The sequence below is a fragment of the Pseudoruegeria sp. SHC-113 genome (assembly GCF_025376885.1).
Classification (GTDB): domain Bacteria; phylum Pseudomonadota; class Alphaproteobacteria; order Rhodobacterales; family Rhodobacteraceae; genus Pseudoruegeria.
This window is the reverse complement of the sequence record NZ_JAHUBR010000001.1, coordinates 1185862-1209803: the sequence shown is the minus strand read 5'-3', so window position 1 is coordinate 1209803 and position 23942 is coordinate 1185862. Positions and strand designations below refer to the sequence as shown.

The following is a 23942-nucleotide window of genomic DNA, read 5'->3' as shown; positions in this document are numbered from 1 at the left end:
AGATTAGGGCTGCACCTCGCCCGCCGCAGCGGGTAAGCACGTGCCACCACGCCACCGCACAGCCCCGAGGACCCCATGACCCGCATCATCCAATCCCTCTCCGAGATCGCCGCGCAATACGATGCCCTCTTCGTCGATCTCTGGGGCTGCATGCACAACGGGATCCGCCCCTTCCCCGAGGCCGTCGCCGCTATGCAGGGCTTTCGCGCGCAGGGCGGCAAGGTGGTTTTCGTCACCAACGCCCCCCGCCACCGCGCCTCGGTGGAGGAACAGCTCGCCAAGATTGGCGTGCCGTCGGATTGCTGGGATTCCATCGCCACCAGCGGCGATTCCGCCCGCGCCGCCATGTTCCGCGGGGCCGTGGGCGAAAAAATCTTCTTCATCGGCGCGCCCCATGATCAGAGCTTCTTCGACCCGCTGAAGATCATCGAGGATCCGGTTGCAATCTCGCAGGTGGCGCTAGAAGAGGCCGAGGGCATTGTCTGCACCGGGCCCTTCGATGCGATGGCCGATCCGGCAGACCTGCGCCCGCAGCTGCTCTATGCCAAGCAGAAGGGGCTGAAGCTGCTCTGCGCCAATCCCGACATCGTGGTGGATCGCGGCGAGACCCGCGAATGGTGCGCCGGTGCCGTGGCGCAGCTTTACACCGAGATGGGCGGCGAGAGCCTCTATTTCGGCAAGCCCCACCCGCCGATCTATGATCTCGCCCGGCTGCGGCTCACCGCCCTTGGCGAGGTCATCCCCGATTCCCGTATCCTCGCCATCGGCGATGGAATCCGCACCGATATCGAAGGCGCTCTGGGCGAGGACATCGACAGCCTCTTCATCACCGGCGGGCTGGCCGCCGCCGAGACCGCGACCCGCGAACAGCCCGATGAAGCCCTGCTAAACGCCTATCTGCAAAAGGAAATGATGGCTCCGACCTATGCCATCGGCTTCCTGCGCTAACTCATGGCGGCGCATCCGACGCGAAACATAATTGCGACACTTGCGCCACTTGCGCCTCTTTCTTGCGCGGCGGATTGATTTCTGCCCGCCCCTGATTTATGCTGCAGCGCAGTATGAACAGGAAAGACGCCCCCATGTTGGACAACATGCCCCGCGGCACCATCTGCATCGAGGATCTGGAGATCGGCATGGTGCGGTCCCTGCGCAAACAGGTCACCGATCGCGACATCGAGCTCTTTGCCGAGGTCTCCACCGACCGCAACCCGGTGCATCTGGACGAGGCCTACGCGCAGGACACGATCTTTGAAGGGCGCATCGCCCATGGCATGCTCACCGCCGGTCTGATCTCTGCGGTGATCGGCGAGCAACTGCCCGGCCATGGCACTGTCTACATGGGCCAGAGCCTGAAGTTCCTCGCCCCCGTGCGCCCTGGTGACGTGGTGCTGGCCGAGGTGGAAGTGCTGGAAATCGATCACGCCAAGCGCCGGGTACGGCTCGACACCCGCTGCCTGATCGACGGCAAACCCGTGCTCAAAGGCGAAGCCACCGTGCTCGCCCCCAGCCGCAAGTTCGACTAACCCCGCCCGCCACATCCCAGCGACGCAGCGCGCCCCCTTGCAACGCTTCCGCAAGGGCGCTACGCCGGGCAAATGCGGATCATACGAGATTACCAATTCGTCGAAGAGCAGGACCGGGGCGCCATCGCCGCGATCGGCAATTTCGACGGCGTGCACATCGGCCATCAGGCCGTCATCGCCCAGACGCGCGCGCTGGCGCAGGCCGCGGGCCGCCCCCTCGGCGTGATGACCTTCGAGCCCCACCCGCGCGAATATTTCGCACCCGACGCGCCGCCCTTCCGGCTGATGAACGCCGAGGCGAAAGCCAACCGCCTCAAGCGGCTGGGTGTGGAACGGCTCTACGAGATGAACTTCAACGCCACGCTTTCGGCGCTCACCGCTGAAGAGTTCGCGCGCGAGGTGATCAGCAAGGGGCTCGGGCTCTCAGGCGTTGTTGTGGGCGCGGATTTCTGCTTCGGCAAGGGGCGCAAGGGCACGGTTGCGGATCTGAAAACCTTCGGGGCGCAGATGGGCTTTGATGTCCATGTGGTGGAGATCGTGGAGACCGAGGCCGGCGAGGTCTCCTCCACCAACATCCGCACCGCGCTCACCGAAGGCCGCCCCGAAGATGCCGCGCGCATGCTGGGCCATTTGCACCGCATCGAAGGCGAGGTGATCCGCGGCGATCAGCGCGGCCGCGATCTGGGCTATCCGACCGCCAACATGTCCATCGCCGGGCTGCACCAGCCGATGTTCGGCGTGTATGCGGTGAAGGTGGATGTGCTTTCCGGCCCCCATAAGGGCAGCTATCTGGGCGCGGCCTCCATCGGCATCCGCCCCACCTTTGACGGCAAGCATCCCAATATCGAGACCTTCGTCTTCGATTTCAAAGGCGATCTCTACGGCAGCCACCTGTCGGTGGCGCTGGTGGCATATCTGCGGCCCGAGGAGCGGTTTGACAGCCTTGAAGCGCTCATCACCCAGATGGACGCCGACTGCGCCCACGCCCGCCAGATCCTTGCGAGCGCCTGAAGCCATGGCCGCCAAGGATCCGATCCGGCGCAAGGGCCTGCGCCCGCGCTTCTGGGAGCGCCATGCGCTGAACAAGCTCACCCCCGCCGAGTGGGAGGCGCTCTGTGACGGCTGCGGCAAATGCTGCCTCAACAAGCTTGAGGACGCCGACACCGGCGAGGTCGCCCTCACCCGCGTTGCCTGCCGCCTGCTGGACGATGAAAGCTGCCGCTGCAGCCAATATGAGATCCGCAAGCAATTCGTACCCGAATGCGTGGTGCTCTCGCCGAAAACCCTGCCCGACACCGCCTATTGGATGCCCGTCACCTGCGCCTATCGCCTGCTCTACGAGGGCAAGCCGCTCTACGATTGGCACCCGCTGATCTCCGGCACGCCCGAAAGCGTGCATGAGGCCGGCGTCTCGGTACGCGGCTGGACGGTGCCCGAGTTCGAGGTGCCGGAAGAAGAGTGGGAAGACCACATCATCGAGGAGCCGACCTGATGTTCTTCGCCTCCGACAACGCCGGCCCCGCGCATCCGCAGGTGATGGAGGCGCTGCTGGCCGCCAACACGGGCCACGCGCGCCCCTACGGCAATGATGATCTTTCCCGGCAGGCGGTTGAGGCCATCCACGCCCTGTTTGAGGCGCCGCAGGCCAGCGTGCATCTCGTGGCCACCGGCACCGCCGCCAACGCCCTGAGCCTCGCCGCGCTCACCCCGCCCTGGGGCACCGCCTTCTGCGCCGATCTGGCCCATGTAGAGGAAGACGAATGCAACGCGCCTGAGTTCTTTTCCGGCGGCGCGAAGCTTTCCCCCGTCGCCACCGAGAACGCCAAGATCACGCCGGAAGCCCTCAAGGCCGCGCTGGCCCGCCGCCCGAAGGGTGATGTCCATGTGCCCCAACCCAGCGCGCTCACGCTCACACAGGCCACCGAGCGCGGCACGCTCTACACCCTCGCCGAACTCGCCGCCCTCACAGCACTGGCCCGCGAAAACGGCCTCGCCACCCATCTCGATGGGGCGCGCTTCGCCAATGCCTGCGCCGCCCTCGGCTGCACCCCGGCCGAAATGACGTGGAAAGCCGGCATCGATGCCGTCAGCTTCGGCGGCACCAAAAACGGCCTTCTGGGGGTCGAGGCCGTCATCTTCTTCGATCTCGCACACGACTGGGAGCTTGCCCTGCGCCGCAAACGCGCCGCGCATCTCTTCTCCAAACACCGTTTCCTTGCGGCCCAAATGCTGGCCTACCTGCAAGGCGGCCTCTGGCTGGAAATGGCGCAGCAGGCCAACGAAAAAGCCGCCCGCCTTGCCAAAGGCCTGCGCGCCTGCCCGCAAGTCACCCTCACGCACAGCCCGGAAGTGAACATGATCTTCGCGCGCTTCCCTGCCGCCCTGCACACCCGCCTGCAAGCTGCCGGTGCGGTCTACAGCGCCAGCGAAACGGCCGAGGGCGAAATCACCGCGCGTTTCGTCACAGACTGGTCCCTGCCCGAGGCCGAGATCGACCGCTTCCTCGCCCTGCTCTAAACCCTACTTTGTTCCAAAAATATCTCGGGGTCCGGGGCAGAGCCCCGGCCCTGCCCTATCCATGCGTGCTCAGGTATGCATCCAGCTCCGCGAGCCGGTCCTGCCCCCAAAACCGCTCTTCTCCAACGATGTAGAACGGCGCCCCAAAAGCCCCGGCCTCAACCGCCTCTTCGAGATTGCGCACATAGGCCTCGGCCCCCTCCAGCAGTCCGGCATTGGCCAGCGCCGGATCAAAGCCCGCCGCCGCGAGGCAATCGCGGATCACCTCGTCCTCGGCGATGTTGCGGTCCTCGGCCCAGCAGGCGCGGGTGAAGCCGGCCACCAGCGCGCCCAGATCGCCGCCGCCGGCCTTCTGCGCAGCGATGAGCGCATAAGACGAGGGCGCAGGGTTGGCAGGCCAGAAGGCGGGCTTCAGGTTGATCGGCATCCCGTTCTTGGCCGCCTGCCGGCGCATCTCCTGCAGTCGGTATTCCTGACGGGAGGGGTGGCGATCCTTTGGCGGCGTGCCGCCGGTGCGCGCAAACAGCGCCATGATGTCGAGCGGCTTATAGGCAATCTCGGCTCCGTGCCGGGCCGCGATCTCCTCTAGCCGCGTGCCCGCGATGTAGGTGAACGGTGAAACCGTCGCGAAATAATAGTCAATCCGTGCCATCCGTGCCCCTTCCCGGCCCTGTAAACTTTGCAAGAGCCTAGAGGGGTGCTAAGCGGTGTCAAACTCACGAATCCGTCAAGCCCACCCGGATCCCTGCCGAAAAGAGAGCTGCCCCATGCGCACCAACAATGAGCCCAAGCTGATCGCTGGCAACGCCAACAAGTCCCTCGCCAAGGCGGTGGCCCGCCGCATGTCGATGCACCGCGGCATGAACGTCGGCCTCGTGGATGCCCGCGTGGAACGCTTCAACGACGGCGAGATCTTTGTCGAGGTCTTCGAGAACGTGCGCGGCGAGGATATGTTCATCATCCAGCCCACCTCGAACCCGGCCAATGACAACCTGATGGAACTGCTGATCATCGCCGACGCGCTGCGCCGCTCCTCGGCCGGGCGCATCACCGCCGTGATCCCCTATTTCGGCTACGCCCGTCAGGACCGCCGCACCAAGGCCCGCACGCCGATCACCGCCAAGCTCGTGGCCAACATGCTGGTGGAAGCCGGTGTTGAGCGGGTGCTGACGATGGATCTGCACGCCACCCAGATCCAGGGTTTCTTCGACATCCCGGTGGACAACCTCTACGCCTCGCCGATCTTCGCGCTCGATATCGCGCATCACTTCAAGGATCAGATGGACGAGCTGATGGTCGTTTCGCCGGACGTGGGCGGCGTGGCCCGCGCCCGCGAGCTCGCGAAGCGGATCGACAGCCCGCTCTCCATCGTCGACAAGCGCCGCGAGAAGCCCGGCGAAGTGGCCGAGATGACGGTTATCGGCGATGTGAAAGGCAAGGTCTGCCTGATCGTGGACGACCTTTGCGACACCGCAGGCACGCTCTGCAAGGCCGCCGAGCACCTGATGGAGCAAGGTGCCAAGGAAGTGCACAGCTACATCACCCACGGTGTGCTCTCCGGCCCCGCCGTGGGCCGTGTCACGAACTCCGTGATGAAGAGCCTCGTGATCACCGACACGATCGAGGCCACGCCGGCCGTGAAAAAGGCCGAGAACATCCGCATCGTCCCCACCGCGCCGATCTTCGCGCAGGCGATCCTGAACACCTGGAACGGCACTTCCGTCTCCTCGCTGTTTGATCTGGACACGCTGGGCCCGATCTACGAAGGGCTCTACACGCAGGACTGATCCTGCCCAGATACCCAAACGAAAAACCCCGCTTCACTGAAGCGGGGTTTTTTCATGCCAAAAGCGCGCGCCTTGTCTTTAGTCCACGTCCCAATCGTCTTCATTGGGCACATCGCCGAACGCGATCCAATCGGCCCGGATCCGGGCCACGCGCGTATCGCCCCAGGTGCGGAAAACGATTGCAAAGCCTTCGCGGGTGATCAACTCGGCGGAGATGTCGGCGCGCTGGTTGGTGTCGCGGTCGAAATCAAACATCGAGACCCCGACCTGCACCATCGGCGGCGTGCTGAAGGGGTTGTCAAAGCTCACCACATGGCGAAATTCCCGCGCGCCCTTCCCCGTCCACATCACGCCGTCGTGCTGGTAATCGGAGAAAAGAACGATGGAGCCTTGCTCAATGCCTAGGGTGTGGGACTGAAATTTCCGCATTTCCGGTCTTCTGGTGTTTCCCTACTGGCGTAAATCAGAAAAACGCCAAAAAAAAGATCAAAAAACAAAAAGGCCCCGCGGATGCCGCAGGGCCTTTTCGATTTCCGGCAAGGTAGATGCCCTGCGGGTCAGTCCATCGCGTCCATGAGGGCGACGAGATCGGCCACGAATTTCTCCGCGCCATCCTTGTCGTCCACGGCGGCCTGCGCTTTTGCGCGGGCGTCTGCCAGAACGTCCTCAAGATCGGCCTTGGTCACCTCGGTGCCCGGATGGGCCCGTTCGGCGATCACGGAGACGGAACTCGCGGTGACTTCGGCAAAACCGGAAGTGACAACGAAATCCTTCTCGCCTTCGGCCGTCTTGATCCGCACGACACCGGGGCGCAGGCTGGTGATGACCGGGCTGTGACCCGGCATCGCCGTCATGTCGCCATCGGCGCCAGGGATCTGGACTTCGGTCGCTTCGAGCGAGGCAAGGCTGCGCTCGGGCGACACCAGATCGAATTGCATGGTCTCAGCCATTGGCTACTCCTTAAGCGGCTTCTGCCGCCATTTTCTCGGCCTTGGCGATCACTTCGTTGATGCCGCCAACCATGTAGAAGGCGCCTTCCGGAAGGTGATCGTACTCGCCGGCCACAACGGCCTTGAAGGACGCGATCGTGTCTTCCAGCGGAACCTGCACACCGTCGGAGCCGGTGAAGACTTTCGCCACGTCGAACGGCTGGGAGAGGAAGCGCTGGATCTTCCGGGCGCGGGCCACGGTCAGTTTGTCTTCTTCGCTCAGTTCGTCCATGCCGAGGATGGCGATGATGTCTTGCAGGGCCTTGTAGCGCTGCAGGATCTCCTGCACGTCACGGGCAACCTGGTAGTGCTCTTCGCCAACAATCGCCGGGTCGAGGATCCGGCTGGAGGAGTCCAGCGGGTCCACGGCCGGGTAGATGCCCAGCTCGGAGATGGCGCGCGACAGAACGGTCGTTGCGTCAAGGTGGGCAAAGGTCGTGGCCGGAGCCGGGTCGGTAAGGTCATCTGCCGGAACGTAAACAGCCTGGATCGAGGTGATCGAGCCTGCTTTCGTGGAGGTGATGCGCTCCTGCATGGCGCCCATGTCGGTTGCCAGTGTCGGCTGGTAGCCCACAGCAGAAGGAATACGGCCCAGCAGAGCGGACACTTCGGAGCCGGCCTGCGTGAAGCGGAAGATGTTGTCCACGAAGAACAGAACGTCGGTGCCGGAGGCATCGCGGAACTGCTCGGCCAGCGTCAGGCCGGTCAGGGCAACGCGGGCACGGGCCCCCGGAGGCTCGTTCATCTGACCGTAAACAAGGGCCACCTGGGAGTCTTCCAGGTTGTCGGGCTTGATCACGTTGGATTCGATCATCTCGTGGTAGAGGTCGTTGCCCTCACGGGTCCGCTCACCCACACCGGCGAACACGGAGTAGCCCGAGTGCACCTTTGCGATGTTGTTGATCAGTTCCATGATGAGAACGGTCTTGCCCACGCCGGCACCGCCGAAGAGGCCGATTTTACCGCCTTTGGAGTAGGGCGCGAGAAGATCCACAACCTTGATGCCGGTCACGAGGATCTCGGTCTCGGTGGCCTGCTCCTGGAACTCCGGGGCGGGCTGGTGGATGGCGCGTTTTTCCGACGCGTTCACCGGGCCGCCTTCGTCCACCGGCTCGCCGATGACGTTCAGGATACGGCCGAGCGTCGCGGTGCCCACGGGCACGGAGATCGGCTCGCCGGAGTCCGTCACCTTGGCGCCGCGCACGAGGCCTTCGGTGGCGTCCATCGCGATGGTGCGCACGGTGTTCTCGCCGAGGTGCTGTGCAACCTCCAGAACCAGGCGCTTGCCGTTGTTTTCAGTTTCCAGTGCGTTCAGAATTTCGGGAAGATGGTCTTCGAACTGAACGTCCACGACGGCGCCGATGACCTGGGTCACTTTGCCTTTTGCATTTGCCATGTCGTTTCTCCGGGTCCTTTAGAGCGCTTCGGCGCCCGAGATGATTTCGATAAGCTCGTTGGTGATCACGGCCTGACGCGAGCGGTTGTACTCGATCGTCAGCTTTTCGATCATGTCGCCAGCGTTGCGGGTTGCGTTGTCCATGGCCGACATCCGGGCGCCCTGTTCAGAGGCGCCGTTCTCGAGCAGAGCCGAGAAGATGGCGGTGGCGACGCCGCGCGGCAGCAGGTCGGCAAGAATACCTTCCTCGCTGGGCTCGTAATCGTAGAGCGTGCTTTCTTCCGCGGTGTCCTCGAAGGTCGCCGGGATGATCTGCAGCGCCGTCGGCACCTGGCTGATCACGCTTTCGAAGCGGTTGTAGAAGATGGTGGCGACGTCGAATTCGCCCCCATCGAACCGCTGCAGGATCTGGCCCGCGATCTCGGCGGCATTGGCATAGCCGACCGATTTCACGTCGCTCAGGTCCACGTGAGCCACGAGGTGCTCGCCGAGGTCGCGCTTCAGCTGCTCCCGCCCCTTCTTGCCGACGGTCAGGATCTTGACCGTCTTGCCTTGGGCAACCAGCTCTTGCGCTTTGACGCGCGCCAGCTTGGCAATCGAGGAGTTGAAGCCGCCGCAGAGGCCGCGCTCAGCGGTCATCACCACCAGAAGGTGGGTCTGATCGGAGCCCGTGCCCGAAAGCAGCTTCGGTGCGCTGTCGGAGCTGCCGACGGATGCCGCCAGCCCGTTCAGAACGGCGTTCATCCGTTCTGCATAAGGCCGGCCGGCTTCCGCCGCCTCCTGGGCACGGCGGAGCTTGGCCGCCGCGACCATTTGCATGGCCTTGGTGATCTTCCGCGTCGACTTGACGCTTTCGATCCTGTTTTTGAGGTCCTTAAGACTGGGCATAAGCTTGTCCTAACGGCGCCTTACGAGAAATCAGCGGCGAATTCTTGGATCGCGGCCTTCAGTTTGTCAGCGGCTTCGCCCTTGATCTTCGGATCTTCCTTGGTGATCCAGTCAAGCAGGTCGGCTTTCTTAGACCGCAGGTGGTTCAGCAGGCCGGCTTCGTAGCGGCCCACGTCGCGCACGGCGATCTTGTCGAGGAAGCCGTTGGTGCCGGCGAAGATCAGGCAGACGATTTCCGCGTTGGTCAGCGGCGAGTACTGCGGCTGCTTCATCAGCTCGGTCAGACGGGCACCCCGGTTCAGCAGCTGCTGGGTGGAGGCGTCGAGGTCGGAGCCGAACTGGGCGAAGGCGGCCATCTCGCGGTACTGGGCGAGCGACAGTTTCACCGGGCCGGCAACGGATTTCATAGCGTCCGTCTGGGCCGAGGAGCCCACGCGGGACACCGACAGACCGGTGTTCACGGCGGGGCGGATGCCCTGGAAGAAAAGCTCGGTCTCAAGGAAGATCTGGCCGTCGGTGATGGAGATCACGTTGGTCGGAATAAAGGCCGACACGTCACCGCCTTGGGTTTCGATGATCGGCAGAGCCGTCAGCGAGCCGGAGCCGTTGTCTTCGTTGAGCTTCGCGGAACGCTCCAGCAGGCGGGAGTGCAGGTAGAACACGTCGCCCGGGTAAGCTTCGCGGCCCGGCGGACGGCGCAGCAGCAGGGACATCTGACGGTAGGCCACGGCTTGCTTGGAGAGGTCATCGTAGATGATCAGGGCGTGGCGGCCGTTGTCGCGGAAGTACTCGGCCATTGCGGTCGCGGCGTAGGGCGCCAGGAACTGCATCGGGGCCGGGTCGGAGGCGGTGGCGGCGACGACGATGGAGTAGTCGATCGCGCCGGATTCTTCGAGCTTCTTCACCAGCTGGGCAACGGTGGAGCGCTTCTGGCCCACGGCCACGTAGATGCAGTAGAGCTTCTTGCTCTCGTCATCGCCGGCGGCGTCGTTGTAAGTTTTCTGGTTCAGGATCGTGTCGAGCGCTACAGCGGTTTTACCGGTCTGACGGTCGCCGATGATCAGCTCGCGCTGGCCACGGCCGATCGGGATCATGGCGTCCACGGACTTCAGGCCAGTGGCCATCGGCTCGTGCACGGATTTACGCGGGATGATGCCCGGCGCCTTCACGTCGGCGACGCGGCGCTCGGAGGCCTCGATCGGGCCTTTGCCGTCGATCGGGTTGCCAAGGCCATCCACAACGCGGCCCAGAAGGCCGTCGCCTGCGGGCACGTCCACGATGGAGTTGGTGCGCTTAACAACGTCACCTTCTTTAATGTCGCGGTCGGAGCCGAAGATCACGACACCCACGTTGTCGCTTTCAAGGTTCAGGGCCATGCCCTGGATGCCGCCGGGGAACTCGACCATCTCGCCGGCCTGAACATTGTCGAGGCCATAGACACGCGCGATACCGTCACCGACGGACAGAACACGACCAACTTCGGCAACTTCGGCTTCCTTGCCGAAGTTCTTGATCTGGTCCTTAAGGATCGCAGAGATTTCTGCTGCTTGGATACCCATTATCCGACCTCTTTCATGGAATTCTGGAGCTTGCTGAGCTGCGAGCGGATCGAGGTGTCGATCATCTTGGAGCCCACTTTCACAACGAGGCCACCGATCAGCGCGCTGTCGACGGCAACATTCAGGTTCACGTCTTTACCGACGGTCTCTTTCAGGGCCTTGGCAAGGGCCTCTTCCTGAGCTTTCGTCAGCTTCTTGGCGGCGGTGACATCCGCCGTAATCTCGCCCTTCTCTTCCGCGATCAGCGCCTTGAGGGCCGCGAGGAACTGCGGCAGCACGAACAGGCGGCGCTTCTGGGCCATCAGGCTCAGGGCGTTCGCGAGGTTCGGGCGCAGCTTCATCGCCTTGGCAACGGCGGCGATACCGGCTTCCTGCTGGTCACGGGTATAGAGAGGAGAAGAAATCAGGTCGCGCAGGTCTGCGCTGTCGTTCAGGGCTGTTTCCAAATCCGCGATGTTGGATTCGAAATCAGCGATCTTTCCGGCCTCCTTGGCCAGATCGAACACCGCGGTCGCGTAGCGCGAGGCGATGCCGGAGGAAATCGAAGCTGGTTCGGACACGTCCACCCTTCCGATGTCTTGAGCCCCGGGCTTCCGCGAGGGCCGCGGACAGGGCAGGCTGAGAAGCGCATACGAACGCATGCGCCAAAATCAGCGGGGGTGTAGCAGAGGGATTGCCACCTCGCAACAGCGTTGAACCGGGGTTTTTATGCCCATGCAGCATTATCTGCCGGGCTTGCGGGGCTGTTAGCGCCAAGGCGCGTCCAATTGTCCCGGCGTAAAGCGGGCCAAAAGCGCCGTGTATGGGCGGTTTCGATTCTGTCAGATCGGCTCGACACCGGGTTGGGCGATGCCATCCAGCAGCCGCAGTGGCTTGCGCACGGCGGCCGGGAGGCCCGGGCGGCGCGGCTGGAACATCTGCTTGGAGGCTTCCACCATGACAACCCCACCCGCCAGCGCGGAAGAGATCTTGCGCCCGGCGCTTTCCCAGACGGGGCCGGTTTTCAGCCAGAAGCGGCGGTTCGAGGGCGGCGCGAAGAGCGCGGCCACGTGGCGTTCGGGTTCAAAGCTGTGGCTCTTGAGCTGGGCTTCGAGCTGGCCAAGGCTGTAGGGGCGGCCAAAGCCGAAGGGGGTGATGTCCCGCCGCGCCCAGAGCCCGGCACGGTTGGGCACGATCACGATCATCCGCCCGCCGGGGCCCAGCACGCGCCAGCATTCCTCCAAGAGCGCCGCCGGTGTTTCGCTGGTTTCCAGCCCGTGCATCAGCACGAGCTTGTCCACCGAGCCGGTTTCCAGCGGCCAGTGCATCTCGTCACACAATAGCGCGACATTCTTCATGCCCGCAGGCCAGCTCATCACGCCCTGCGGCCCGGGCATCAGCCCGATCACCCGGCGCGCGTCTTCCAGATACGGGCGCAGCAAGGGCACCGCGAAGCCGAAGCCTGCCACCGTCTGCCCCTGCGCCTCCGGCCAGAGCTGCAGGACCTGATCGCGCACGGCCTTCTGCGCCACGCGCCCCAGCGCGCTGCGGTAGTAGAAATTCTTCAGGTCCAGCACATCCAAGTGCATTGCAAGGCGCCCCGGGATCGGCAAAAGTTAAGGCGAGCATACCGAAGAGCCCCGGAAAAACCATGCCTCTTGAGATCGTTACCGTCCCCTGCCTGTCCGACAATTACGCCTACCTGCTGCACAATGCCGAAACCGGTGAAACGGCGCTGGTGGATGCGCCGGAGGCCGATCCGATCCGCGTCGCGCTGGACGAGCGCGGCTGGGGGCTCGATCACGTGCTGCTGACCCATCACCACTGGGATCACGTGGACGGGCTGGCGGATCTGCAGGAGGCCTTCAAGCCGAAGGTCTGGGGCGCGGAGCTGGACGCCGAGCGGCTGCCGGATCTGGATTACAGCCTCACCGACGGCGAAAGCGTCACCCTGCTGGGCGAAGAGATGCGCGTGTTCGACGTCTCCGGCCACACCCTAGGGCATATCGCCTTCTACCTCCCTGCGTCCGGTGCGCTCTTCACCGCCGATAGCCTGATGGCGATGGGCTGTGGCCGGCTTTTCGAGGGCACGCCTGCGCAGATGATGGCAAGCCTCGCCAAGCTCGCCGCTCTGCCCGACGCAACGCAGGTCTATTCCGGCCATGAGTATACGGCCCACAACGCCCATTTCGCCCTGACGGTGGAGCCCGGCAACGCCGATCTGCAGGCCCGCATGGCCGCGATCACAGCGGCGCGCGAGGCTGACGAGCCCACGGTGCCAAGCGCATTGGGCACGGAAAAAGCCACCAACCCCTTCTTGCGCGCCCATATGGACTCGGTGAAGGCGGGGATCGGCCTGCCATCGGGCAGCGATCTGGAGGTCTTCACGGCGGTGCGCGAGGCCCGCAACAATTTTTAGCCCCCTCGCAGGGGCGCAGGAATTTGGCACTTGAGCGTGGGCAGGGTTTGAAACAGCCCGCGCAGAGCTTATCTGCAGCACCTTGGCCCGCGACGGCGCGGGCGAAAATGCTGCACCGCAGCACAAACCGCCCGACATTCGGGCGCTTCAACCGGTGTTTCTTGGGGTAACGCCGCTTTGCTTAGCGGGATCGTAACGAAGCGCTGCAAAAACTGTCACAATAGTGAAAGTTTCGGATTTTGGCCTTGAAGAGCGCGCCAGAAAACCGAAATCTTAACATATAGGGGCCGCGCCCATGCGGGTGGTTTAAGTCCCCCTAAGGCAAGAAAGGAAAGTGGAATGCCGTCATTTTCCAAATCTCTCGAAGCAGCAATCCACAATGCGCTGGCGCTGGCCAATGCGCGCAAGCACGAGCTGGCCACGCTGGAGCATCTCCTTCTGGCCCTGACGGACGAGCCGGACGCGGTGAAGGTCATGCGCGCCTGCAATGTCGATCTCGAACAGCTGCGCGCCACGCTCGAAGATTTCATCGACGATGATCTCGCCACGCTCATCACAGATATCGAAGGCAGTGAAGCCGTGCCCACGGCCGCCTTCCAGCGCGTGATCCAACGCGCCGCCATTCACGTGCAATCCTCCGGCCGCACCGAAGTGACCGGGGCAAATGTGCTCGTCGCGATCTTTGCGGAACGCGAATCCAACGCCGCTTACTTCCTGCAGGAGCAGGACATGACCCGGTATGACGCGGTCAACTACATCGCCCATGGCGTCGCCAAGAACCCGGAGTTCGGGGAATCCCGCCCGGTCACCGGCGCGGACGACATGGACGAGGAAGCCGTGTCGCAGGCCTCAGAGGAAGCCAGCGAGCAGAAGGAAAGCGCGCTCGGCAAATATTGCGTGGACCTGAACGAGAAATCCCGCAAGGGCGACGTGGATCCGCTGATCGGCCGCGATCACGAGGTTGAGCGCTGCATCCAGGTGCTCTGCCGCCGCCGCAAGAACAACCCGCTTCTGGTGGGCGATCCCGGCGTGGGCAAAACCGCCATCGCCGAAGGGCTCGCCAAGAAGATCGTGGAAGGGCAAACGCCCGAGGTTCTGGCGTCTGCCACGATCTACTCGCTGGACATGGGCGCGCTGCTCGCCGGCACGCGCTACCGGGGCGATTTCGAGGAGCGGCTGAAAGCCGTCGTGACGGAGCTTGAAGAGCACCCCGACGCGGTGCTGTTCATCGATGAAATCCACACGGTGATCGGCGCCGGGGCCACCTCTGGCGGCGCTATGGACGCGTCCAACCTGCTGAAGCCCGCGCTGCAGGGCGGCAAGCTGCGCTGCATGGGCTCCACCACCTACAAGGAGTTCCGCCAGCACTTCGAGAAGGACCGCGCCCTGTCGCGGCGCTTCCAGAAGATCGACGTGAACGAGCCCAGCGTCGAAGACGCGGTGAAGATCCTTCGGGGGCTTAAGCCGCATTTCGAGGCGCACCACGATATCCGCTACACCAACGATGCGATCCGCACCGCGGTGGAGCTGTCGGCGCGTTACATCACCGACCGCAAACTGCCCGACAAGGCCATCGATGTGATCGATGAAGCCGGCGCAGCGCAGCATCTGGTGGCCGAGAGCAAGCGCCGCAAGACGATTGGCGTGAAGGAGATCGAGGATGTCGTCGCCAAGATCGCGCGCATCCCTCCGAAAAACGTCTCCAAGGACGATGCCGAGGTGCTCAAGGATCTGGAAGGCACGCTCAAGCGCGTCGTCTTCGGGCAGGACAAGGCCATCGAATCGCTCGCAAGCGCGATCAAGCTGGCCCGTGCCGGCCTGCGCGAGCCTGAAAAGCCCATCGGCAACTACCTGTTTGCCGGGCCGACAGGTGTGGGCAAGACCGAGGTCGCCAAGCAATTGGCCGATACGCTCGGGGTGGAGCTGATGCGCTTTGACATGTCCGAGTACATGGAGAAACACGCGGTTTCCCGCCTGATCGGCGCGCCTCCGGGCTATGTCGGCTTCGATCAGGGCGGCCTGCTCACCGATGGCGTGGATCAGCACCCGCACTGCGTGCTGCTTCTGGACGAAATCGAGAAGGCGCATCCGGATGTCTACAACATCCTGCTGCAGGTGATGGATCACGGCCAGCTGACCGATCACAACGGCCGCACGGTGGATTTCCGCAATGTGATCCTGATCATGACCTCCAACGCCGGTGCGGCTGAGCAGGCCAAAGCCGCCATCGGCTTCGGGCGCGACCGCCGCGAGGGTGAAGATACTGCCGCCATCGAGCGCACCTTCACGCCGGAGTTCCGCAACCGTCTGGACGCGGTGGTCTCCTTCGCGCCGCTCGGCAAGGAAGTGATCCTGCAGGTCGTCGAGAAGTTCGTGCTGCAACTGGAAGCCCAGCTTCTGGACCGCAACGTCACGATCGAGCTCACCAAGCCGGCTGCCGAATGGCTCGCCGAAGAAGGCTACGACGACAAGATGGGCGCGCGTCCGCTGGGCCGCGTGATCCAGGAGCACATCAAGAAGCCGCTCGCCGAGGAGCTTCTCTTCGGCAAGCTCGCCAAGGGCGGCAACGTCAAGGTGGCGATCAAGGACGGCAAGATCGATCTGCAGATCGATTCGCCCGAAACGCGGCAGCTCTCCTCGCGCAAGCCGCCGCTGCTAACCGCCGACTGATCATGCGCGCTGCGGCCGCAGTGCTAAGCCTCTCCCTCGCAACCCCGGTTGCGGGGGAGATTCGTCTTCAGCCCCCGCTGGACTGCACCCCCGAGATGGGCTGCTACATCCAGAACTACATGGATCGCGATCCCGGCCCCGGCGCACAGGATTTCACCTGCGGCCCGCTGGCCTACGACGGCCACAAGGGCACCGATTTCGCCCTGCCTGACGATTCTATCATGGCGCTCGGCGTTCCGGTTCTGGCCTCCGCCCCCGGCACCGTCACCGGCATCCGCAATTCGATGCCCGACATCCGCTTCTCCGATCCCGGCGCGCCACCACTGGAGGGGCGCGACTGCGGCAACGGCGTGGTGCTGGATCATGGCGACGGCTGGGAAAGCCAGTATTGCCACATGAAACAGGGCAGCGTGTCCGTCTCGCTTGGCCAGCAGGTCGCCACCGGCGCACCGCTTGGCCTTGTCGGCCTCTCCGGGCGCACCGAGTTCCCCCATGTCCACATCTCGATCCGCAAGGACGGCGAAACGCTCGATCCTTTCGCGCCGCTTGCCACAAGCTGCGCTGGGGCACCTTCCGGTGAAAGCCTCTGGGCCGATCCGCTCGAGTATCAGGCCGGCGGGCTGATCAGTCTGGGCTTTTCCGATGCCGTGCCAGAGTACGCGGCCATCAAGGCGGGCACCGCCGCACGGGAAACCCTGCCGACTGAGGCCCCTGCCCTCGTGCTCTGGGGCCACGCCTTCGGCCCGCGCGCCGGTGACGTGCTGCAGATCACCATCACGGCGCCCGACGGCAGCCTTTTTCATCAAAGCGAAGCCAGCTTCGAGCGCACGCAGGCACAGGCCTTCCGCGCCTCAGGCCGCCGCGCTCAGGGGCTTGCCGAAGGCCTCTACACAGGCCAATTGCGCCTCATCCGCGCCGGGAAAACGCTCTCTGAAGCGACAACCACCCTGCCCGTCCGCCGCTAAAGCTTGCCTCACCGCCCCTTCCCTGCCCATGATACCAGCGGGGACGGAGGGCTCATGGACAAACGCTGGCAAATCCTTTGCGTGCTCTTCCTTGCGCGCACCACGATGGCGTTCCAGTTTCAATCCATCGCCGCCCTGTCACCGGTCATCGCCGAAAGCTACCATGTCACCCTCGTCGACATCGGCGTGCTGATCGGCCTCTACCTTGCCCCGGGCATCGCTGTCGCCCTGCCCGGCGGCGCCATCGCCGCCCGCTTCGGCGAAGTCCGAACCGTCGCGGTGAGCCTTGGGCTTATGCTGACCGGCGGCGCGCTGATCGCGTTTTCCGAAAGCTTCGCCTCCCCCTTTGCCGTGGCCATCAGTGGCAGGCTCATCTCCGGCACGGGCGGGGTCATCATCAATGTGGTGATGACGAAGATGCTGGTCGACTGGTTTCTCGGGCGGGAGATCAACACCGCCATGGCGATCTTCATCAACTCCTGGCCCATCGGCATCGCGGCTGCCCTGCTCGTTCTGCCCATCGCCGAGAGCCTTGGCGGCCTGTCGCTTGCACGCGGCGTAACGCTTGGCTTCATCGCCGCCGCGCTGGCGCTCTTCCTGCTGGTCTACCGGGCACCGGCGGCCAGCACGGCACCGCCCGCCAGCCCGGGCCGCACACGCCTCCCCCTCGCCGCCCTTGTCTGCGCGGGTCTCGTCTGGGCGCTCTACAACACCGCCCTTGCCATGGTCTTCAGCTTCGGCCCCGCCCTACTCGCCCAGAAAGGCTGGAGCCTCGCCGCCGCCAGCGCGACCACGAGCCTCTTCATGCTCCTGCTCGCGATCACCGTACCGCTGGGCGGGGTGCTGGCCGACAAAACCGGGCGGCGCGACACGATCATCCTGCTGAGCCTCGTGAGCTACATGATCCTCGTGCCTGCCGCAGTGCAGGGCCCAGCCAGCCTCGTGGCTCCGATGCTGCTGGTGGCCGGCGCGCTCTTCGGCCTCGCAGCCGGCCCGATCATGACGCTGCCCGGCACAGTCCTGCCGGCTGAAAGCCGAAGCTTCGGCATGGGCGTCTTCTTCACCATCTACTACGCGATAATGATGGCCGCGCCCGCCCTGGCAGGGGCGCTCTCCGACAAAACCGGCCTAGCCTCAGCCGCAGTCTATTTCGGCGCAGCCCTTCTGGCGATCAGCGTCCTCGCGCTGCTGCAGTTCCGCCGCCTCGCCACCGCCCCGGCCTGAAAAAGCTGACCCAAAACGAAAAAAGCCACGCGCGCGGCGTGGCCTCTTCATCGCCCCTCTCCGGGGAGAAAGCAGATCAACTTACTTGATCTTGCCTTCCTTGTACTCGACGTGCTTGCGCACAACCGGGTCATACTTCTTCACAACCATCTTCTCGGTCATGGTGCGAGCGTTTTTCTTGGTCACATAGAAGTGGCCCGTGCCCGCGGTCGAGTTCAGGCGGATTTTAATCGTGGTCGGCTTCGCCATGTCATAGCTCCTGCGCGGGGCGGGAGTGCCGCCCGTGAAAACATAGAAGCCGCCTTTTACGCCTCCCGTGGCCCGAGTCAACCAGAAAGCCCGCGAAACCGCGCGCCCCTTTTCATCTTGGCAAAAAATATCCTCGCCGAAGGCCGCGCACGCAAGTGCGCCAACCAACCTGTTGCCCTGAAAGGGCGGCCGATTCCTTCAAACAGGCAAAACGCGCGGACGGCCTGTAAGCCGGATTCTGTCCAGAGGCTTGCGCCCCCTGGATGGCCATTCATCTAGACGCCGTGTTGCCACGCCGCCTCCAGCTGCCAACCCGGATCTGCTCGGGGCAAAGCACCCCTGTGGCCGAGGCCACGCGCGATCCCTATTTGGCATTGCTCCCGGTGGGGCTTGCCGTGCCGCCGCTGTTGCCAGAAGCGCGGTGAGCTCTTACCTCACCGTTTCACCCTTACCCGCCCGTGGTATCGGTTGCCCGACCCGCGCGCTGGCGGTCTGTTTTCTGTGGCGCTTTCCCTCGGGTTGCCCCGGCCGGGCGTTACCCGGCACCGTTGCCTTGTGGAGTCCGGACTTTCCTCGCCCCCCGAAGGGGCCGCGGCCATCCGGCCATCCGCGCGCCGCGAGGCTTATGTCAGCGCGCCTGTCCGGTCAACCGCGAAGCGCGCGGCCAGATCCGCCGCTAGGCCTGCATCTTCCGCATCCGCCGAGCCGTCTGCGCCGGGGCGAAACCGGGCACGGAAAGCAGCCAGCACAGCTTCGCGCGGGGCTTCGGGATCATAGCCAAAACGGGCAAGATCGGCATAGAGATCCCCCGGCGCAGCCGGTTCTGGCCAGACCGAGAGCCCTTGCAGCGCCAGCCGCCGCCAGTCAAACCGCGGGCCGGGATCGATCTTGCGCGCAGGCGCCATGTCGGAATGGCCGATCACGCGCGCAGGCGGAATGCCCCAGCGCCGCATCACTTCGGGCAGCAGCGCCTCGAGCGTTGCCATTTGCGGGGCGGAAAACGGGCTCGCGCCGTCATTGTCGAGCTCAATCCCGATGGAGCGGCTGTTCACATCCACCACATCGCCCCAGCGCCCTGCCCCTGCGTGCCAGGCGCGCTTGTCCTCCTCCACAAGCCGCAGGCAGGCCCCATCGCGGCCAATCAGGTAATGTGCGGAAACCTCGAACGCGGGATCGCACAGCCGATCCCGCGCGGCGTCGCAGCTTTGCATGGCAGTGTAGTGAAGAACGATGAGATCAGGCTGTGCCGCCCCCCGCCGTTCGCCGAAGTTCGGCGAGGGGAAGGGCGTGATCTGCACCTCAGCCGCCCCGCGCGGCGCGGAAGGGGGCCGGGTTCCAGCCGCAGGCAAAGCCGTCGCCGTCGGGATCGATGTCGTGGCGATCCTTCTGCGGGCCACCGGCGGCAAGGAAGGCCGCCTGTGCCTGATCAGAGGTGCCGTATTTGGCGCAGTTGCGCTGCAGCTTCTCTGCCGAGACACCACCATCGCGCACATAGGCGGGCTGGCCCACGGCGTTCGTGGTGTTCAGCGCATAGGCCACGATGTTGGGGGAGCCGTCGGAATTGGTGGACGACAGCGCGCGCGGCTGGGCTGCCGGGGCGCGTCCAAGGGCGGCATCGAGCTCACCCGCGGTGATCGGAGCCACGGCGGGCTGCGCCCCCGGCGCAACAGGCGCTTCCGAGAGCGCCGAAGAGGCCACCGGCGCGGCCCCCGGCAGCGTGCCCACAGGCGCTGCGGCGGCGGTGACCGTCGCCTGCCCCTGCGCGTTCAGCGCGGAGAGCGGTGCCCCGGCTTGTGTGGCGGTCTCGGCCGAGATCGCCTGCGCGGAAGGGAGCGGCGTGCCGCCCGTCAGCTCCGCCTCGCGCCGGGCGCGTTCCTGCTGGTATTCGGCATAATTATTAAAGCCGACACCCGCGCCGGAATCAGGGATGGTGGGCTCGCAAGCTGCGAGCCCTGCAAGGGCGAAAACCGCTACGGCTGCGCGCATGTCTCTTCCTCAGGCCTGCCTCGTTTGGCAGGTTTTACCACCATTTGGCCGGCTTGGAAACGAAGCCCGCGGCGCGTTCCAGCACATAGGCGGTGTTCAGCAGATCGCCCTCTTCCCAGGGCTTGCCGATCAGCTGCAGCCCCAGCGGCAGGCCCTGCGCATCGAGCCCGGCCGGCACGGAAATGCCGGGAAGGCCTGCAAGGTTCACCGTCACCGTGAAGACGTCGTTGAGATACATCTGCACCGGATCGGCATCCGTCATCTCGCCCAAGCCGAAGGCGGCGGACGGCGTCGCCGGGGTCAGGATCGCGTCCACGCCTGCGGCGAAGACATCCTCGAAATCCTTCTTGATCAGCGTGCGGACGCGGCGGGCGCGGTTGTAATAGGCGTCGTAGAAGCCCGCAGAAAGCACATAGGTGCCGACCATCACGCGGCGCTGCACCTCGTGGCCGAAGCCTTCGGCGCGGGTCTTCTCATACATCTCGGTGATGCCATCGCCAGCGGCGAGCTTGGCGCGGTGGCCGTAGCGCACGCCATCGTAGCGGGCGAGGTTGGAGGAGGCCTCGGCCGGCGCGATCACGTAATAGGCGGGCAGCGCGTATTTCGTGTGCGGCAGGCTGATGTCGACGATCTCGGCACCGGCGTCCTTCAGCATGGCAGTGCCATCGGCCCAGAGCTTTTCGATCTCGGCGGGCATGCCCTCCATCCGGTATTCCTTCGGGATGCCGATCTTCTTGCCGCGAATGTCGCCCGTCAGGGCTGCTTCGAAATTCGGCACGGCCAGCTCGGCAGAGGTGCTGTCCTTGTCGTCATGGCCGCACATGGCTTCCAGCATGATCGCTGCGTCGCGCACGTCTTTCGTCATCGGGCCGGCCTGATCAAGCGAGGAGGCAAAGGCGACGATGCCCCAGCGCGAGCAGCGCCCGTAGGTGGGCTTGATGCCGGTGATGCCGGTGAAGGCGGCGGGCTGGCGGATCGAGCCGCCGGTGTCGGTGCCGGTGGCGGCAAGGCAGAGATCGGCCGCCACGGCAGCCGCGGAGCCGCCGGAGGAGCCACCCGGGGTGAGCGGGGTTGCTTCATTGCCGCGCCGCCAGGGGTTCACCACGTTGCCGTAGGTGGAGGTTTCGTTGGAGGAGCCCATGGCGAACTCGTCCATGTTCAGCTTGCCCAGCATGACGGCGCCTGCGTCCCAGAGCTGCTGGGAGACGGTGCTTTCATATTCGGGTTTGAAGCCTTCAAGGATAGCGGAGGCCGCCTGGCTCGGCACGCCCTTGGTGCAGAACAGATCCTTGATGCCCAGAGGGATGCCGCACATGGCGGGCGCATCGCCGGATTTCAGGCGCTCGTCTGCCGCTGCGGCCTGCGCGCGAGCGATCTCGGGCGTGTTGTGCACGAAAGCGTTGAGCGCGCCTGCGCCTTCGATGGCGGTGAGGCAGGCCTCGGTCAGCTCGGCGGAAGTCACCTCACCTGCGCGCAGCTTGTCGCGGGCTTCGGCGATGGTGAGCGTGTTGAGATCAGACATTATTCCACCACCTTTGGAACGGCAAAGAACCCTTCGCGGGCATCGGGCGCGTTGGCGAGGATCTTGTCCTGCTGGTCACCTTCGGTCACCACGTCTTCGCGGCGTTTCAGGCGCATCGGGGTGACGGAGGTCATCGGCTCGACGCCCTCCACATCCACCTCGTTCAGCTCCTCGATGAAACCGAGGATCGTGTTGAATTCTTCGGCCAGCGCGGGCAGCGCGGACTCTTCCACCTTGATGCGGGCCAGCTTGGCCACGCGGGCGGCGGTCTCCGTGTCGATCGACATGGTGTTCCCTTCCGTTTCGTCGGGCGTGATTGGCACAAGCCTTTAGCGCCCTGCCCCGCCCGCCGCAAGCATGTGGCGCTGGTAAACCATGATCATGTGGCAAAGCATCAGCGCGTTGAGCAGATGCCAGGCCGGATGGGTGCCCAGCGGGAAGGCGGCGCAGAGCGGTTCGTCCAGCGTGCGGGCCAGAATAGACAGGCTCAGGAGCGCCGCGCCGATCAGCAGGCCTTTCGCGGTCTCCGGGTGCTTTTTGCGCAGCAGAAGGCCGTAGATCGCGATCAGCAGCGCGATGGGCATATAGGCCGCAGAGCCGCCCAGCACAGGCAGGAGCGCGCTGAAACCGGCCCCGGTGGCAAAGGCGTATGGGAAGAACAGCGTCGTCAGCCCCAAGGCCTTTGCGCCGGACAGCCCCCAGAAATCCTGGTTGGCGGCGAAGATGTAAATCAGCACGAAGGCAAGGATCGGCAGCACATCGGCCAGCGCTGACCACGTATTTGCGAAGGTGTGGAACAGAAAGGATCCGACACCGATCGCAAAGAGCACCACGCAGAGCAGGCGCGCGATAGGGGCCGCGCCCGCGCCGAGGCGGCGGGCGACCCACAGGGCGGCGATCAGGAAGGCGGCATTGGAGAGCGCGTTGAGCGTCTCGGCCCAGAAAGAGGCATCCAGCCGTTCGCAATAGCCGTCAATCTCTGCCGTCCAATCCACGTGACTTGCCCCCAAGCTTTGCTACTCTGAGGCCAGACATAGCGGAGGAAGCGGCAATGAACATCATCTGGCTTGGCCATTCGGGCTTTCGCATCGAGATCGGGGATCAGGTGTTGCTGGTGGACCCCTGGCTCACCGGCAACCCTATGTTTCCGGCAGGGCGGCGGGCCGAGGCGGTGTCCGGCGCGACACATATCTTGATCACCCACGGCCACGGCGATCACGCCGGCGATGCGCTGGCGCTTTCAAAGGAGCTCTCGGCCCCGCTTGTGGGGATCTACGATCTGATGAGCCATTGGGAGGCCAGCGAGGGCGTGACGACGGTGGGCTTCAACAAGGGCGGCACGGTGGCGCTCGGGGATGTGGCGGTGAGCATGGTGAACGCGGTGCATTCCTCCTCGCTCGGGAGCGCAGGCGGGCCGATCTACGCGGGGGCGGAGGCTGGCTTCATGATCCGCGGCGAAGGGCGCACGGTCTATGTGTCCGGCGACACCGACGTGATGGCCGACATGGCGTGGATGGGGGAGTATTACACACCCGACATCGGCATCCTTTGTGCGGGCGGGCATTTCACCATGGACATGCGCGCCGCCGCTTTCGCCGCGCGGACATTTTTCGATTTCGAGATGGTGATCCCCTGCCACTACCGTACCTTCCCGCTGCTGGCGCAGGACGCCGAAGAGCTTAAAGCGGGCTTGCCGGGGGTGACGGTTGTGGAGCCTGAGGTGTTGGAGGCGATCCGGGCTTAGAGGGGGCTCTATTGAGGAGAGGCCGGGGGCTCTGCCCCCGGACCCCCGAGATATTTTCAGAACAAAGTAGGGTTAGCGCAGGGTTGCGAAGAAGGATTTGAGCAGGGCTTCGCTGGAGGCGGCGTCGATGCCGTCATAGACCTCGGGCACGTGATGGGCTTGGGCGTGGGTGAAGATGCGCGGGCCTTGGTTGAGGCCTCCCGACTTTGGGTCGGCCGCGCCATAGTAGAGCCGCGCGATGCGGGCGGCGGAAATGGCGGTGGCGCACATCGGGCAGGGCTCGAGCGTGACGTAGAGATCGCAGCCCGGCAGGCGCTCCTGCCCCGTTGCTGCGCAGGCGGCGCGGATGGCGAGGATCTCGGCATGGGCAGTGGGATCGGAAAGCTCGCGGGTACGGTTGCCGGCGCGGGCCAGCAGACTTCCATCGGGCGCGATCAGCACCGCGCCCACAGGCACTTCGCCGCGCGCGGCGGCGGCGCGGGCTTCCTCAAGTGCGATGGCCATATGAGAGCGAAATGGGCT

At 64.7% G+C, this 23942-nt stretch carries 26 protein-coding genes and 1 other RNA gene; 11 read left to right on the top strand and 16 right to left on the bottom strand.

The annotated features are described in order from the left end of the window. Positions 1-75 precede the first annotated feature (75 nt). The 5 genes from KVX96_RS05960 (at position 76) to KVX96_RS05940 (ending at position 4043) form a co-directional block, all read left to right on the top strand. A complete protein-coding gene (locus KVX96_RS05960; RefSeq protein WP_261193400.1) occupies positions 76-948 on the top strand; it encodes a TIGR01459 family HAD-type hydrolase in 873 nt (290 codons plus the stop codon). Positions 949-1082: 134 nt separating this feature from the next. Next, positions 1083-1526: a MaoC family dehydratase gene (locus KVX96_RS05955; RefSeq protein WP_261193399.1), complete on the top strand. Its 444-nt coding sequence runs from the start codon at positions 1083-1085 to the stop codon at positions 1524-1526. A gap of 72 nt (positions 1527-1598) precedes the next feature. After that, positions 1599-2537 (top strand): bifunctional riboflavin kinase/FAD synthetase, encoded by a 939-nt coding sequence (locus tag KVX96_RS05950; protein WP_261193398.1) that lies wholly within the window; start codon positions 1599-1601, stop codon positions 2535-2537. Between the two features lie 4 nt (positions 2538-2541). Further along, positions 2542-3018: a YcgN family cysteine cluster protein gene (locus KVX96_RS05945; RefSeq protein ID WP_261193397.1), complete on the top strand. Its 477-nt coding sequence runs from the start codon at positions 2542-2544 to the stop codon at positions 3016-3018. Further along, positions 3018-4043: a threonine aldolase family protein gene (locus KVX96_RS05940; RefSeq protein WP_261193396.1), complete on the top strand. Its 1026-nt coding sequence runs from the start codon at positions 3018-3020 to the stop codon at positions 4041-4043. Before KVX96_RS05945 ends, KVX96_RS05940 begins: the two co-directional genes overlap by 1 nt. A 55-nt stretch (positions 4044-4098) precedes the next feature. Here KVX96_RS05940 and KVX96_RS05935 read toward each other — a convergent pair whose 3' ends face one another. After that, positions 4099-4695 (bottom strand): 2-hydroxychromene-2-carboxylate isomerase, encoded by a 597-nt coding sequence (locus KVX96_RS05935; protein ID WP_261193395.1) that lies wholly within the window; start codon positions 4693-4695, stop codon positions 4099-4101. A 115-nt stretch (positions 4696-4810) separates the two neighbouring features. Between KVX96_RS05935 and KVX96_RS05930 the strand changes: the two genes are divergently transcribed. After that, positions 4811-5830 (top strand): ribose-phosphate pyrophosphokinase, encoded by a 1020-nt coding sequence (locus KVX96_RS05930; protein WP_261193394.1) that lies wholly within the window; start codon positions 4811-4813, stop codon positions 5828-5830. A gap of 78 nt (positions 5831-5908) precedes the next feature. On the opposite strand, the gene KVX96_RS05925 is transcribed toward KVX96_RS05930, so the two are convergent. From KVX96_RS05925 to KVX96_RS05895, 7 genes are all read right to left on the bottom strand, one after another. Further along, entirely contained in the window at positions 5909-6259 is a 351-nt protein-coding gene (locus KVX96_RS05925; RefSeq protein WP_261193393.1) for an H-type lectin domain-containing protein, read from the bottom strand. A 128-nt stretch (positions 6260-6387) separates the two neighbouring features. Then, positions 6388-6780 carry a F0F1 ATP synthase subunit epsilon gene (locus KVX96_RS05920; RefSeq protein WP_261193392.1) on the bottom strand — a complete coding sequence of 131 codons (393 nt, stop codon included), beginning with the start codon at positions 6778-6780 and terminating at the stop codon, positions 6388-6390. A gap of 10 nt (positions 6781-6790) precedes the next feature. Continuing rightward, on the bottom strand, positions 6791-8215 hold the full coding sequence (atpD, locus tag KVX96_RS05915; protein ID WP_261193391.1) for a F0F1 ATP synthase subunit beta: 1425 nt from the start codon (positions 8213-8215) through the stop codon (positions 6791-6793). An 18-nt stretch (positions 8216-8233) separates the two neighbouring features. Next, on the bottom strand, positions 8234-9103 hold the full coding sequence (locus KVX96_RS05910; RefSeq protein ID WP_261193390.1) for a F0F1 ATP synthase subunit gamma: 870 nt from the start codon (positions 9101-9103) through the stop codon (positions 8234-8236). A 20-nt stretch (positions 9104-9123) separates the two neighbouring features. Further along, positions 9124-10662, bottom strand: a complete 1539-nt coding sequence (atpA, locus tag KVX96_RS05905) for a F0F1 ATP synthase subunit alpha (protein ID WP_261193389.1) — start codon at positions 10660-10662, stop codon at positions 9124-9126. Beyond that, complete coding sequence (locus KVX96_RS05900) at positions 10662-11228, bottom strand: F0F1 ATP synthase subunit delta (RefSeq protein ID WP_261193388.1); 567 nt, start codon at positions 11226-11228, stop codon at positions 10662-10664. The genes atpA and KVX96_RS05900 overlap by 1 nt, the downstream gene beginning before the upstream one ends. A gap of 255 nt (positions 11229-11483) precedes the next feature. Then, positions 11484-12230 (bottom strand): class I SAM-dependent methyltransferase, encoded by a 747-nt coding sequence (locus KVX96_RS05895; protein WP_261193386.1) that lies wholly within the window; start codon positions 12228-12230, stop codon positions 11484-11486. Positions 12231-12292: 62 nt separating this feature from the next. Between KVX96_RS05895 and gloB the strand changes: the two genes are divergently transcribed. From gloB to KVX96_RS05875, 4 genes are all read left to right on the top strand, one after another. Further along, positions 12293-13060, top strand: coding sequence for a hydroxyacylglutathione hydrolase (gloB, locus tag KVX96_RS05890; RefSeq protein WP_261193385.1), 768 nt, complete (start codon positions 12293-12295; stop codon positions 13058-13060). A gap of 339 nt (positions 13061-13399) precedes the next feature. Further along, positions 13400-15730: an ATP-dependent Clp protease ATP-binding subunit ClpA gene (gene clpA, locus KVX96_RS05885; protein WP_261193384.1), complete on the top strand. Its 2331-nt coding sequence runs from the start codon at positions 13400-13402 to the stop codon at positions 15728-15730. Positions 15731-15825: 95 nt separating this feature from the next. After that, positions 15826-16695 carry a M23 family metallopeptidase gene (locus KVX96_RS05880; protein ID WP_314733093.1) on the top strand — a complete coding sequence of 290 codons (870 nt, stop codon included), beginning with the start codon at positions 15826-15828 and terminating at the stop codon, positions 16693-16695. 54 nt (positions 16696-16749) lie between these two features. Next, positions 16750-17919 carry a CynX/NimT family MFS transporter gene (locus tag KVX96_RS05875; protein WP_261193381.1) on the top strand — a complete coding sequence of 390 codons (1170 nt, stop codon included), beginning with the start codon at positions 16750-16752 and terminating at the stop codon, positions 17917-17919. 81 nt (positions 17920-18000) lie between these two features. Here KVX96_RS05875 and rpmG read toward each other — a convergent pair whose 3' ends face one another. From rpmG to KVX96_RS05840, 7 genes are all read right to left on the bottom strand, one after another. Then, positions 18001-18168, bottom strand: coding sequence for a 50S ribosomal protein L33 (gene rpmG, locus KVX96_RS05870; RefSeq protein WP_058315632.1), 168 nt, complete (start codon positions 18166-18168; stop codon positions 18001-18003). A gap of 211 nt (positions 18169-18379) precedes the next feature. Further along, positions 18380-18779, bottom strand: an RNA gene (gene rnpB, locus KVX96_RS05865) — RNase P RNA component class A. A gap of 12 nt (positions 18780-18791) precedes the next feature. Beyond that, positions 18792-19466, bottom strand: a complete 675-nt coding sequence (locus KVX96_RS05860) for an N-acetylmuramoyl-L-alanine amidase (RefSeq protein ID WP_261193380.1) — start codon at positions 19464-19466, stop codon at positions 18792-18794. Between the two features lies 1 nt (position 19467). Continuing rightward, a complete protein-coding gene (locus KVX96_RS05855) occupies positions 19468-20154 on the bottom strand; it encodes a hypothetical protein (RefSeq protein ID WP_261193379.1) in 687 nt (228 codons plus the stop codon). Between the two features lie 34 nt (positions 20155-20188). Then, complete coding sequence (gatA, locus tag KVX96_RS05850) at positions 20189-21676, bottom strand: Asp-tRNA(Asn)/Glu-tRNA(Gln) amidotransferase subunit GatA (protein WP_261193377.1); 1488 nt, start codon at positions 21674-21676, stop codon at positions 20189-20191. Then, positions 21676-21963 carry an Asp-tRNA(Asn)/Glu-tRNA(Gln) amidotransferase subunit GatC gene (gene gatC / locus KVX96_RS05845; protein ID WP_261193376.1) on the bottom strand — a complete coding sequence of 96 codons (288 nt, stop codon included), beginning with the start codon at positions 21961-21963 and terminating at the stop codon, positions 21676-21678. The genes gatA and gatC overlap by 1 nt, the downstream gene beginning before the upstream one ends. 42 nt (positions 21964-22005) lie before the next feature. Continuing rightward, positions 22006-22671: a ceramidase domain-containing protein gene (locus tag KVX96_RS05840; protein ID WP_261193375.1), complete on the bottom strand. Its 666-nt coding sequence runs from the start codon at positions 22669-22671 to the stop codon at positions 22006-22008. 56 nt (positions 22672-22727) lie between these two features. Between KVX96_RS05840 and KVX96_RS05835 the strand changes: the two genes are divergently transcribed. Beyond that, positions 22728-23420 carry a metal-dependent hydrolase gene (locus KVX96_RS05835; protein WP_261193374.1) on the top strand — a complete coding sequence of 231 codons (693 nt, stop codon included), beginning with the start codon at positions 22728-22730 and terminating at the stop codon, positions 23418-23420. A gap of 72 nt (positions 23421-23492) precedes the next feature. Here KVX96_RS05835 and KVX96_RS05830 read toward each other — a convergent pair whose 3' ends face one another. After that, positions 23493-23924 (bottom strand): nucleoside deaminase, encoded by a 432-nt coding sequence (locus KVX96_RS05830; RefSeq protein ID WP_261193373.1) that lies wholly within the window; start codon positions 23922-23924, stop codon positions 23493-23495. Positions 23925-23942: the final 18 nt, after the last annotated feature.

What these genes read in the sequence shown, in the direction of transcription:
- KVX96_RS05960 (WP_261193400.1), top strand. Translation starts at nt 76, where the DNA reads ATGACCCGCATCATCCAATCCCTCTCCGAGATCGCCGCGCAATACGAT.
- KVX96_RS05955 (WP_261193399.1), top strand. Translation starts at nt 1,083, where the DNA reads ATGTTGGACAACATGCCCCGCGGCACCATCTGCATCGAGGATCTGGAG.
- KVX96_RS05950 (WP_261193398.1), top strand. Translation starts at nt 1,599, where the DNA reads ATGCGGATCATACGAGATTACCAATTCGTCGAAGAGCAGGACCGGGGC.
- KVX96_RS05945 (WP_261193397.1), top strand. Translation starts at nt 2,542, where the DNA reads ATGGCCGCCAAGGATCCGATCCGGCGCAAGGGCCTGCGCCCGCGCTTC.
- KVX96_RS05940 (WP_261193396.1), top strand. Translation starts at nt 3,018, where the DNA reads ATGTTCTTCGCCTCCGACAACGCCGGCCCCGCGCATCCGCAGGTGATG.
- KVX96_RS05935 (WP_261193395.1), bottom strand. Translation starts at nt 4,695, where the DNA reads ATGGCACGGATTGACTATTATTTCGCGACGGTTTCACCGTTCACCTAC.
- KVX96_RS05930 (WP_261193394.1), top strand. Translation starts at nt 4,811, where the DNA reads ATGCGCACCAACAATGAGCCCAAGCTGATCGCTGGCAACGCCAACAAG.
- KVX96_RS05925 (WP_261193393.1), bottom strand. Translation starts at nt 6,259, where the DNA reads ATGCGGAAATTTCAGTCCCACACCCTAGGCATTGAGCAAGGCTCCATC.
- KVX96_RS05920 (WP_261193392.1), bottom strand. Translation starts at nt 6,780, where the DNA reads ATGGCTGAGACCATGCAATTCGATCTGGTGTCGCCCGAGCGCAGCCTT.
- atpD (WP_261193391.1), bottom strand. Translation starts at nt 8,215, where the DNA reads ATGGCAAATGCAAAAGGCAAAGTGACCCAGGTCATCGGCGCCGTCGTG.
- KVX96_RS05910 (WP_261193390.1), bottom strand. Translation starts at nt 9,103, where the DNA reads ATGCCCAGTCTTAAGGACCTCAAAAACAGGATCGAAAGCGTCAAGTCG.
- atpA (WP_261193389.1), bottom strand. Translation starts at nt 10,662, where the DNA reads ATGGGTATCCAAGCAGCAGAAATCTCTGCGATCCTTAAGGACCAGATC.
- KVX96_RS05895 (WP_261193386.1), bottom strand. Translation starts at nt 12,230, where the DNA reads ATGCACTTGGATGTGCTGGACCTGAAGAATTTCTACTACCGCAGCGCG.
- gloB (WP_261193385.1), top strand. Translation starts at nt 12,293, where the DNA reads ATGCCTCTTGAGATCGTTACCGTCCCCTGCCTGTCCGACAATTACGCC.
- clpA (WP_261193384.1), top strand. Translation starts at nt 13,400, where the DNA reads ATGCCGTCATTTTCCAAATCTCTCGAAGCAGCAATCCACAATGCGCTG.
- KVX96_RS05880 (WP_314733093.1), top strand. Translation starts at nt 15,826, where the DNA reads ATGGGCTGCTACATCCAGAACTACATGGATCGCGATCCCGGCCCCGGC.
- KVX96_RS05875 (WP_261193381.1), top strand. Translation starts at nt 16,750, where the DNA reads ATGGACAAACGCTGGCAAATCCTTTGCGTGCTCTTCCTTGCGCGCACC.
- rpmG (WP_058315632.1), bottom strand. Translation starts at nt 18,168, where the DNA reads ATGGCGAAGCCGACCACGATTAAAATCCGCCTGAACTCGACCGCGGGC.
- KVX96_RS05855 (WP_261193379.1), bottom strand. Translation starts at nt 20,154, where the DNA reads ATGCGCGCAGCCGTAGCGGTTTTCGCCCTTGCAGGGCTCGCAGCTTGC.
- gatA (WP_261193377.1), bottom strand. Translation starts at nt 21,676, where the DNA reads ATGTCTGATCTCAACACGCTCACCATCGCCGAAGCCCGCGACAAGCTG.
- gatC (WP_261193376.1), bottom strand. Translation starts at nt 21,963, where the DNA reads ATGTCGATCGACACGGAGACCGCCGCCCGCGTGGCCAAGCTGGCCCGC.
- KVX96_RS05835 (WP_261193374.1), top strand. Translation starts at nt 22,728, where the DNA reads ATGAACATCATCTGGCTTGGCCATTCGGGCTTTCGCATCGAGATCGGG.
- KVX96_RS05830 (WP_261193373.1), bottom strand. Translation starts at nt 23,924, where the DNA reads ATGGCCATCGCACTTGAGGAAGCCCGCGCCGCCGCCGCGCGCGGCGAA.